This window comes from Bacillus sp. JJ1503 (assembly GCF_036965125.1).
Taxonomy (GTDB): Bacteria; Bacillota; Bacilli; order Bacillales; family Cytobacillaceae; genus Cytobacillus.
The window spans coordinates 1-11,201 of sequence record NZ_JBALOZ010000161.1 but is presented as its reverse complement, the minus strand read 5'-3'; the positions used below and the strand labels follow the sequence as shown (position 1 = coordinate 11,201).

Sequence of the window (11,201 nt, the reverse complement as noted above, 5' to 3'; positions counted from 1 at the left end):
ATTGATGTTTTTTTCAACGATTATTTCCTTTAATGCATAGGAATGCTTTTCATCTGAGAATAGGAAAACATTATTCTGATAATATTCGCTTCCATCCGTTTTTTTTGGATCTTCATTTATATAATATAGAAAATCCTTATCCTGCAGGTCCACCTTACTGGAAGTTAATTTATTAAATTGATCCAGTGACATAAAATTATAGACATTGATCCAGTTGCTATAAGTTTGTTTTTGATAGTAGGAATATATCGGTATCACCAGATATTTTTGTATTGAATTATCTTTTTGGTCAACGATGGAATAAATTTCTTCTTTACCTAAGTTGTTTTTATTCTCTGTTTGTATAAATGCAATATCATAAGGATTTCCGTCAACTGCTTGCTTTTCAGATAGCATGTAGGTAAATAATATTATGGTGCTATACAAAATCGTCACCATTATCATAACAGTAACGAGCATAAGTATAGATGTCAGTTTTCTAAATTTATATTCTAGACTAGTCAGAAACAAGAGTCTGCGGTAATAATAGGATTTATACTTTTTAGCAAGTTCTATGAAGAAACTAGTGAACTGATAAATGCTGATGTACAATCCTAACAATGTTGATAGTGTCCAAATAAGTAGGTATTCCCCACCAACATTAGGATCTGTATACGTATAATATAGCCCCAGAATAGAGCCGATAACAATTGCTACTCCTATTCCGCCAATTAGTGGACTCTTCATCTTGATCGATTCTGCAATCTTGTCGCTTTTTAAACTTACAACAACGTTTCTTTTGAGTACGAAAAAGAGTGATCTCCCAACCGCAACGAAATAAACAACTATGAATATAATTATCGTATATAGGAACATTTTACTGTTTATATGAAATGAAATTCCTTGTATCCCAACACTATTCATTAATATTAAAAAGAAAAGTCGTGAAAATATAGTTCCTGCAAGAATACCAGAAGCCAGTGATGCAAATGCAATAATGCCATTCTCCAACAATAACAATTTTCCTATATCACGATTAGACATCCCTAAAGTCATAAGAAGCCCAAACTCACTTTTCCTTCGTTTAATAAAAATGCTGTGGGCGTAACTAATAAAAAATACTGTGAATACAATTAGAGCAACACCCGGAACGGTTAAAACATATTGAATTGATTCCGTCCTTTTCACTTGAACAACTTGTTGGTTAAAATACACAGTCGAAAATATAAAGAAAAATATAACTCCAAAACAGTTGCATAAATAGTAAAAGAAATACTTTTTATAATGAGCCTTTGCCATTTTCCAAACGATTTGATTAAAAGACATCCGTTCTTCCTCCTAAGATAGCGAGGTTATCCATAATTTGATTTAAAAATTCTTTTCTGCTTCCTTTCCTCACAAGATGTGAATGAATAGAGCCATCTTTTATAAAAATAACTTTCCTGCAATAACTTGCAGCAAAAACATCATGGGTAACAAGAAGGACCGTTGTCGAAAGTTCCTCAACTATTCTTTCAAAACACTCCATTATGACAGTTGATGATTTTGAATCCAAATTACCTGTCGGTTCATCGGCGAAAATGATACTAGGGTCATTAACTAACGCTCGACTAACAGCAGTTCGTTGCTGCTGCCCACCAGATATATTATAAGGATATTTATTCAGAATAGGTTCAATTTCGAAAAGATTGGCAAGGTAATGAACTTTTTCTTCCATCTCGGTTACATTTTTCTTTTCTAAAACCATTGGTAGAATCATGTTTTCTTTTACAGTCAAACTATCTAAAAGGTTAAAGTCCTGAAATACAAACCCTAATTGTTTTCGCCGAAACAAAGCTAATTCATCACCTGACATTTCACTTATCTCTTTTCTCCCGATTATAATTTTACCTGAAGTCGGCTTGTCAATACCGCTCAATAAGTTTAGCAATGTTGTTTTACCACTGCCAGATGGGCCCATAATCGCAACAAACTCTCCTTTATTAATTGAAAGGCTTATTTTACTCAATGCTGTCGTGGAGCCTTCTCTACTCGAATCTCCATATATTTTATCTAGATTTATAGCTTTCAAAATTTCCATTACCTTTCCTCCTCTACTAAATGAAATGGATATTTGAGGCTTTAGACAAATCTTCTTCTACTACTAAAAGCTAGTGAATGATTATTGTTAGCGACTATATGGGCTGTTAACTAAAATTACACCGTTCAATTTACCGAACGGTGCTTCACTAAAGATATTTAAAGAATAAAATTAATTAAATCCTTTATAATCGGTCATTTCAAAAACTAGCTAGATACATACATATTTATTTCGGAATATCAATCTTAAATTCCTCATACGTAATTGGTTTTGGATACTTATAAGTTTTAATCTTCAAGCCTTTCTTCTTACCAGCTGCAAATTCCTGCTTAAATTCATTTCCTTCAATTCGTTCCGCAAATGGTTTATCTTCTAGTATAAGGTTTTTCCCAATAGCATCCTCTAGCCATAATGAATTTCTTGAAAGTTTATTGTCTACAATTACATCACTTTGAAGGTCAAAATACAAAACTAATTTATCTTGCTGATAAATTACTTTTGTTACAAGAACCTTCCCAAATTCACCTTGGTCCACGTTAAAAGGCAAACTTTGTTCATCTAAAGGTAAAGAAACTTCTTCCCATCTCTCCTCGGAAACCGGAATGATATAAGGAATAACACTGACTTTTTTGCTGCTTTCTTTTAAAGGTGAATAGAGGAATTTAAGATCCGCTATTTCTTTTCCGTTTTCTGTTTCTCCACTGCCGTTTCCTGTTACAGTGTCTAACACATTACCATTATCATCTATCACATAAAAGTTTAATGAATATGGATCAATCTTGTTATTCCCTTCATCCTTTAACACCTTCACACTGAGATCCGTCCCTGCTGGTCCAAGCTTTAAAGAACTTATTTCAACTTCTGCCCCTTCTATTAATTTCGTTTCCTGTGGCCGTATCACAGTTACTTCATTTGATTGCTTCACCGGAAAAGTGAATTCCCACTTTCCTGGAATAAGACCAACAGCATCAATTCTAATTTTCATGTCAAATTCTTCTGGAAGCTCCTCAGTTGCTGTAATATCAATAATCCCCTTATATTTTTGCGGTGTCACAAATTCTCCTGAATAACTGGAACTGAAATTTATTTCCTTACCGTTCACTTCAATGGTCGGCCGTTCAAGTTGACCAATTGCGAATAGGGATTCCTGTGTAAAACCGAATGTTAAGCGTGTTCCGTCATAAAAAATTTCATTCATTGTTAAGGTAATTCCATTATCCTTTGAGGATTGATTGATGACCTGTGTTAAGCCCTTCTTTCCAGCTAATCTTAAGCCTTCATCCAAGGAATCATTGAAAAAGGTTCCGATAATCGGAATATTTGAGGCGATTTTCGCCATCACGGGGGAAACACTTGCTGAACCGATAAACACCCCAAAGCCTAACACCGCTGCAATAAATGAATAAAGAGCCACTTTCTTCTTTGATGTTTTGGTTCGATTTTCTTTGATTGTATTTGTAATAATTGAATCAAGCTTATCCATTGGGACTGATACCTTATCCAATTCCTTTTTTAAATCCGGCCATTGGTTACTGCTCATTAACACAATCCTCCTTCAATTTTTCTTTTAACAGATTAATCCCACGATGGATGTTTGTTTTCACAGTACCTTCAGGACAATCTAAAACGTAGGCTATTTGCTTCACTGTGTAATCTTTATAAAATCGGAGAATTAAAACCGTTTTATATTTTTCGTCTAATTCCATAACAGCCTGAAGTAAATCGAGATCTTCTTCATTTGATCGGTATGGGGCCATCTTTTCTTCTAAAATTTCTCTCTCAATTGGAATAATTTTTTTCCTTTTGTTTAAATGATCAATCGCTGTGTTGATAAGAATGCGAGATAGCCATGTTGAAAAGTACCGGTCATCTTTAAGATTATTAATCGAAATAAAAGCTTTATATGTTGTTTCTTGGAAAACCTCCAGCGCATCCACTTCGTTTTTCATATAAACATAAGCAATTTTATAAAGTTTGACCTTTTCTTCTTCCATTAACTCTTGAAATGCTTTATTATTTCCCTTTTTCGCACGTTGAACCTTTTTAATATCCGGCAATCTTCTGCCCCTCCCTTCCTCTATCTGTTAGACAAACGGGGTATGTAAAACGTTTCAAATTTTCTTAGGTTTTTATGATTAAACAATTAAAATTCCTCCTAAGCATAGATCTTTTTTTAAAATATAAGGGTGGGTTAAAGAGGAATCTAAAGAAGAGAGACAAAAAAACCGATTCCTTTCTTGGGTCAGTTCACTTGAAAGGGTATCGGCTTTTTTTTTAGATTAATTTTCTAATGTACAAAAATATACTGCAATATTGGCGATATCCCTATAGGTAGTTTAATAACCTTTGAGCTCAATACCTTGCCGTCTCATTAGAATGTCCTATCTTGTAATGTATTTGATTTTTCAAAAAGGAATTACTCCAACTTCCACTATTAAAGACCAATTTTGTTAGTAAACCGTTTATCAGTATTTCATTTTCATAGGCTGATTTGATTGAAGCACTATTAGTGTGGATAAAGATTCGATAACGTGTGCTTTTTAAACAACTTTATTGTCAATCTACAATAACAAGAAATGGAACAAGCATCAAATATCAACATTTACCTTTAACAGAGCCTTTTGTACAAATAATAAAAGGTAACGCTGGTATAATGTGTAAAAAGGAGATGATGATTTGAGGAAGCTAATCGTTTTTCTGTTCGGTCTTTTGTTAGTAGGCTGTGAAAAGGAGGTTATTACAATAACTGATGACATTACTTCCCCTGAAATGAAAATGGTATCACCAAAGGAGCATCACCTCTTAGTGGAATGGCTTTCTGACGCAATGGATAGGGGAAACCACGATTTTGATACTGGGACACATGGCGAATTGGTAATAGATCCAAAATCTGCTCCACTTGAACGAGGGGATGTTGTTTATTATAAGATGTTCGAGACGGCAATTAAAGAGAACCCAGAAATTCCGGAAAATTATCTAGGCAGAGTTGTAGGTTTACCCGGCGAGACAATTGAGATCAAGGATGGTCACGTTTATATTGATCATAAGAAATTTGATGCATTTTATGGAGTGGCCACTATAAGGGGGATGGAAGAAGAGGAGTATTTAGATCAAGCTGATTTGAGTCATGTTAATGATTTAGCTTGGGTTAAGAGTTACTTTAATACGAATTTGGAGCCTATAAAAGTTGATGAAGAAACGGTATTTGTTTTGGTTGACCACTGGTGGCGGGGGATAGACAGCAAAGATTTCGGTTTGCTGCCGTTGGAAAGGATACTAGGGAAAGTGTTAGGGTATTCGGATGAATTTTAAACTTAAAATCATAGAAATTGTTTTTGAAGAGTAGGGAGAATAGAAGGAATATGGACATTCAAGAGATAATAAAAGAATTAAAAAATATAGAAATCATTCAATCAAGTTCCGTTGAGTATAAACAATTAAATGGAGGTACTGTAAGTGAATTGTATCTCCTGAGTACCACTGATGGTGAAAGATATGTTGTAAAGTTGAATGAACCGCAAGTTATTCAATCTGAAGCCAATTTTCTTACCTGTTACAAGGATTTATATTTATTACCGCGTCTTCTCTATGTTGAACCGTCAAATAATTTTATCGTTTATTCATTCATCAACGGTTCTACAAATTATGAAAGAAATAATAAACAGCAAGTGCTCAAAGAACTTGTGCAAGGATTGATAAACCATTATAAGGCCGTACCAAATAATGTTGGTTGGGGATGGGCGGATGAATTAACAGATTCATGGCAAAGTTTCCTTTTGAATGAACTGATGGAAGCAAATAAGATTTTAGATTCATATTTAGATAAAGATGAGTATACCTTTGTGCTTAACCTTGTCAAAGATTCAAAAATAAATAGTCTGGACAGAGAACCATTTTTATTGCATGGGGATTGTGGNNTAAGTGGTGTGATTGACCCGACTTCTGTTATCGGAGACCCCCTTTATGATTTAATTTATGCATTTTGTTCTTCACCAGATGATTTAACGAAAGAAACGATCCATTCAGCAGTGAATCACTTACTATTAAAAGAAAAAATAAGTGAACAATTATTATATGAGCAAGTACTTATTGGATTATATCTCAGGTTAGCAGCCTGCATTAAACATCATCCCCATGATTTTAATGACTATCTAAATGCTTGGAACTACTGGAAAAATATCAAAGCCATTTCTTAACATGGGTATTACAGTAAAAGAATACGGGGCAGGTCCCTTAGCTCAATAAGCGTTAAACCTGTTCCCGTGGCCTTTGCCAATATGATGACTTGCCTCTGGAGTTAAAGTTTAATTCGATTAAAAATATTTTTCTTAATAATTAAGTAGTTCTTAATTTCGAAATTTAAATAAAATAGATTGGCTCTAATTTCGAATTCTTCCCTTGTTTTCGGTAATTCTGTTTCACGTATGGACTCTTCGTACTCCTCTAATTGTTTTAATGCAATGGTTGTATCTCCTGAATCAACATGTTGACTAATATTTAGAAATATATTAGCAAGCATTCCTCTTTGTTTGACATCTAACTCTGATGAAGAAACAATGCTTAGAATGGCTACCATCTGTTTTAGGATTTCCAGTTGATCCTCTCGCATTTCGAGATAATAATAAACTTTATTTTCTTTTCTTAACAGATGATTTTCTACATCTTGTATAACTATGTTTTTAGCTTGATTCAGGATATTTTCTACTTCGTTTAATTCTTTTCCATCCCAGTTTCGCTCACTATTTTTTAGTAATGCTGAAAATTCGTAAAGAATAACGCTAAATTTATGTTCGATTTCAATTTTGTATTTTTCAATTTCTTTCTTAAAGCTTGGCATAATGCTGTTTACGAGTAAGGCGATTCCTATACCAATGAAAATAATATAGAGTTCATTCAATAGGTTTTCTAGACTGGCTTCCTTCACTGTATAAATATGTAAAACGATAACTGTGCTTGTGACAAAACCTTCCTGAATACGTCCTTTTATAAGGATTGGGACAAACAATAATATAAATAGAGTTAAGACAATTGGATTATATCCTAATAGTTCAAAACATAAGGAACCAAGAATTAAAGATAAAAGAGATGCGAAAAACTTTTTCTGAATAGAATGTAATGTCTTTTTCTTTGTCTTCTCAATACACATAATAACGATTATGGCTGCAAAGGATGCAAATTCTAAGTCGAGTAAAGTCGCAATCCAAATTGCTAACCCTGCCCCTATCGCAGTCTTAATTGTCCGATATCCCATTCCAACCATAAGTATCACCCTACTGTTCTCTATAATTTCATTAATCCAGCAGATATTCATTCTAACAGAAAAAGATGGGGACATGAAGGCTAAGGACAGGTCCTAAGCTCATTATGCCGAAGTAACTGTTGTAACTGCTAAACTAAATTCAACAGTTTCCGCCAAATAAAAAAATGAACACTTTTTTACCAATAAAAATCAAAGTTAGACTAATATGATACTTATCAGCATTGTTTAGCTGGAGGATGGGAAAGGTGGAAAAGTTACTGTTGTTCACAGAAGTACATCAATTAAAGTACAAGTCTAGGTTGATTGGGGAGAAATTACTGTGAAAAATAAGGATATTTTATTATCTTTGTACTCTCAGAGACTCAGCATTCCAAGAGGGAAATCTGAAGAATACTTAAAGGAAATGCTTGAAAAACATCAGAATAAAAAAGTTGGTACTGAAGAAGCGATTAAAAGGTGGGATAAGTTTGCCGAAACATATTCAGCAGTACATACTGAACAAGGAGACCTTCATAAAGAAGTTTTTTTAAATCCTACTTTATTGTCACTTATGGGAACGGTAAAGAATAAAAAAGTTTTAGATGCTGGATGTGGTGAAGGATATTTTAGTAGAATTTTAGCTAAATCTTCAGCAGCTGTAACAGCAGTAGATTATTCAGAAAAAATGTTAGAAATCGCCAAAGAAAGAACTCCCATTGATTTGAGAATTGATTATACATATGGAAATTGTGAGGATTTAAATTTTTTAGAGGATAACAGTTTTGACCTAATTGTATCGAATATGGTCATACAAGACCTTGCAAATTATGAAAAGGTATTCCAAGAAATGTATCGCCTATTAGTAGATGGAGGATATTTTATTTTTTCAATTTTACATCCTTGTTTTGTTACTCCGGAGAGTGGATGGGAGAAAACAAAAGATGGTGAAAAGTTACATTGGAATGTTGATAAATATTTTTATGAAGGTGTTTATGAACAAAGGCTAGGCGATAAAGAAAAAATGCTATTATTCCATAGAACTTTAACGAGCTATGTTAATAATGTAATTAAAGCAGGTTTTCATTTAGAAGGCTTAGTAGAACCGAAACCATTTGAAGAAATGTTGAGAAAATATCCTTCATTTGAAGAAGATTTCAGAAGNNGGAATTTGTTTTATTTGCCCATTTACAGGGTGCGATGCTTCCATAACAGAGAATCCATTTTTCTTATATAAGTTAGACTAGATAAATACCTTCCTTTATACATCTTCTGGAAGGTTTTTTTATTTAGTTTTTTTAAATAAAGGATAACTCGGAAAGCCCCCATCCCGATGTAATACTGGCTTTGGAAGTGATGCAGAAGAAACAAGCATTTTGTTCATTTATACTTTTTTCCATATAGGGAAATATTATTCCATAATGTATTTATTCCATAGGAGGTTTTCTTAATGGAAGACAAAACCAATATACCTTTAACTGCTGCGGAAATGTCTGGTTTATGGATGCAATACAGATCTTCCTGCCCCTATGGGTTGGGATTCGGCTGTTTTAGATACGACAACAAGTGTTTTTTCGGATAAATTAATGATGTACCATGTCTCGGCCATGATGCCGCGGGAATTGGAAACTTTGGAATGGCACTGGCAGCAAGTCAAAGAAAAGATTTAGGCTTTAAATATGCGTCTTTAATTCCAGAAATCTCACTGTATGCCGAGGATGGAGCTAATATTATGATTAAACACGGTTGGATGGAGTAACCTCCACAAGAAGATGACCGTGACCAATTAATAAGGAATAAATGAATTGAGTGCGTGTTCGTTGGTCCTGTTCTTTTACCTATATTGTTTTTAATTCCCGGCTTAAGTATTGGGTTATTCGAATGAGCGCTTTATCCGTAACAAGGATAAGTGCTCTTTTTCATTTTTGGGCAAGATAATTTTAAAAAGTAAATAGGAGGAAATAAATTTGAATACAAAAGAGAATGCGTTATCTATCTTCGCTTTAGGTGGCTTGAATGAAATCGGGAAAAATATGTATGCAATCGAATATTCAAACGATATCGTGATAATCGACTGTGGAAATAAGTTTCCAGATGAAAGTTTATTAGGAATTGATTTGATTATCCCTGATATCGCTTACTTAATAGAAAATAAAGATAAAGTCAGGGCTTTAATTGTCACACATGGCCATGAGGATCATATCGGGGGGATCCCATTCTTCTTAAAAAAATTGAATGTGCCGGTTTATGCCACACGCTTCACACTAGGATTAGTTGAGATCAAATTAAAAGAACACAAACTTCTAAGAGAAAGTGAACTGGTTGAAATCAGCTCAAACTCAATACTAAAAATCGGAGAAATGAGTGTGAGCTTTTTCAAAGTGATCCATAGTATTCCTGATTGCTTGGGCATAGTCTTTCACACACAAGAAGGGAATATTGTACATACCGGTGACTTCAAGTTCGATTTAACCCCTGCGAATAATGAGCATGCCGATTTTCATAAAATGGCGGAAATCGGCAAAGAAGGAGTCTTACTTCTACTGTCTGAAAGTACGAATGCTGAGCGTCCTGGTTTAACCCCATCGGAACAAATGGTAGGTGAACATGTGGAAGCAGCTTTCATGAAGGCCGAACGCAAAGTGATTGTTTCAACCTTTGCTTCGAATATTAGCCGTGTTCAGCAAGTCGTAATTGCAGCATTTAAAACAAATCGAAAACTTGCGTTACTTGGGCGAAGTATGGTTAATGTTGTAGACGTGGCTATGGAACGTGGTTATTTAACCGTTCCTGATGGAATGTTAATTTCCCCAAATGAAGTCAATGAATTGGCTCCTGAAAAGGTAGCTATTTTATGCACGGGAAGTCAAGGAGAACCATTAGCTGCCCTTGCCCGCCTGTCCACTGGAAACTTTCGCGGTGTCGATATTTTGCCTGAAGATACGGTTATCCTTGCGGCAGGTCCAATACCTGGGAATGAACGTAATGTCACGAGTATCGTAGACAACTTATTTGCACTTGGGGCCAAAGTGATTTATGGAACTGGAAGTACATCCGGCATGCATGTTTCCGGCCATGGTTATCAAGAAGATTTAAAACTAATGCTTACATTAATGAAACCAAAATATTTTATTCCCATTCACGGTGAGTTTAGAATGATGCATCATCACCGTTTGTTAGCTGAATCCGTTGGAGTAGAGAAAGGAAACACGTTTATCATTAATAATGGCGATGTGGTCGAGATTGAAGATGGCCTTGCGCGCCAAACCCGGACCGTACCAGTTGGAAATACATACGTGGACGGCGGGGATGTCGGTAATATTGGGGAATATGTATTACGGGACAGAAAACAGCTTTCTGAGGACGGAATGTTTATGATTATTGTAACGATAAGCAAATCGGATAGAAAGTTGCTGGCTGAACCCGAAACGATTTCTCGCGGATTTACAGATCATCGAGATTTTTCGGAGCTACGCAAAAACGTAAATGAACTCACTATAAAAACGGTCAACGAGCTACAAGAAGCAAATAGAAGTTCAAGGAATGTAATGAAAAAACAAATAAAAAAATCAATACGAGAATATCTATATACACAAACTAAGAAAAATCCAATGATCGTTCCCATACTTATTGAAATTTAGTAATGGGGAAGTTTTAAATTCATTGACCTTCAAGAATCGGGCGCGTTTATGAAGTAACTAAAACTTATTTTCTTATTGGAATTTTTAGTATTTCATAAATGCCCCTTCAAGTATGCAATTTGTCTTTATCCTCTAAATTCAGCTAGAATGTTCGTAATTTACAAGGAGATCTATAAAATGTTGATTTTGTGCTCGTTGTTTTGCCCCATAAACTAGTTGTGGAAAAAGCTAACTTTCCAACTGTTCAAAAGTCCAAGCAGCGGTG

At 34.7% G+C, this 11,201-nt stretch carries 9 protein-coding genes; 4 read left to right on the top strand and 5 right to left on the bottom strand.

Annotated features, from left to right (window positions below; all coding sequences use genetic code 11):
• From V7149_RS13255 to V7149_RS13240, 4 genes are all read right to left on the bottom strand, one after another.
• On the bottom strand, positions 1 to 1,305 hold a 1,305-nt coding region (locus V7149_RS13255), incomplete at its 3' end, for an ABC transporter permease (RefSeq protein ID WP_335346102.1).
• Positions 1,295 to 2,059 carry an ABC transporter ATP-binding protein gene (locus V7149_RS13250; protein WP_335346101.1) on the bottom strand — a complete coding sequence of 255 codons (765 nt, stop codon included), beginning with the start codon at positions 2,057 to 2,059 and terminating at the stop codon, positions 1,295 to 1,297. The genes V7149_RS13250 and V7149_RS13255, both read right to left, overlap by 11 nt.
• A 226-nt stretch (positions 2,060 to 2,285) precedes the next feature.
• Complete coding sequence (locus V7149_RS13245; protein WP_335346100.1) at positions 2,286 to 3,599, bottom strand: DUF4179 domain-containing protein; 1,314 nt, start codon at positions 3,597 to 3,599, stop codon at positions 2,286 to 2,288.
• A complete protein-coding gene (locus V7149_RS13240; RefSeq protein ID WP_335346099.1) occupies positions 3,589 to 4,116 on the bottom strand; it encodes a sigma-70 family RNA polymerase sigma factor in 528 nt (175 codons plus the stop codon). Before V7149_RS13240 ends, V7149_RS13245 begins: the two co-directional genes overlap by 11 nt.
• A 619-nt stretch (positions 4,117 to 4,735) precedes the next feature.
• Here V7149_RS13240 and lepB point away from each other — a divergent pair.
• Positions 4,736 to 5,371 (top strand): signal peptidase I, encoded by a 636-nt coding sequence (gene lepB / locus V7149_RS13235; protein ID WP_335346098.1) that lies wholly within the window; start codon positions 4,736 to 4,738, stop codon positions 5,369 to 5,371.
• Between the two features lie 985 nt (positions 5,372 to 6,356).
• On the opposite strand, the gene V7149_RS13225 is transcribed toward lepB, so the two are convergent.
• Positions 6,357 to 7,319 carry an aromatic acid exporter family protein gene (locus V7149_RS13225; RefSeq protein WP_335346096.1) on the bottom strand — a complete coding sequence of 321 codons (963 nt, stop codon included), beginning with the start codon at positions 7,317 to 7,319 and terminating at the stop codon, positions 6,357 to 6,359.
• A gap of 403 nt (positions 7,320 to 7,722) precedes the next feature.
• Between V7149_RS13225 and V7149_RS13220 the strand changes: the two genes are divergently transcribed.
• The 3 genes from V7149_RS13220 to V7149_RS13210 all read left to right on the top strand — a co-directional run bounded on the left by V7149_RS13220 (position 7,723) and on the right by V7149_RS13210 (position 10,936).
• Positions 7,723 to 8,532 carry a class I SAM-dependent methyltransferase gene (locus V7149_RS13220; RefSeq protein WP_335346103.1) on the top strand — a complete coding sequence of 270 codons (810 nt, stop codon included), beginning with the start codon at positions 7,723 to 7,725 and terminating at the stop codon, positions 8,530 to 8,532.
• 399 nt (positions 8,533 to 8,931) lie between these two features.
• On the top strand, positions 8,932 to 9,054 hold the full coding sequence (locus V7149_RS13215; protein WP_335346095.1) for a DUF3231 family protein: 123 nt from the start codon (positions 8,932 to 8,934) through the stop codon (positions 9,052 to 9,054).
• Between the two features lie 208 nt (positions 9,055 to 9,262).
• The gene (locus V7149_RS13210; protein WP_335346094.1) at positions 9,263 to 10,936 is read left to right on the top strand and encodes a ribonuclease J; all 1,674 of its coding nucleotides are present in this window, start codon (positions 9,263 to 9,265) and stop codon (positions 10,934 to 10,936) included.
• Positions 10,937 to 11,201 lie beyond the last annotated feature (265 nt).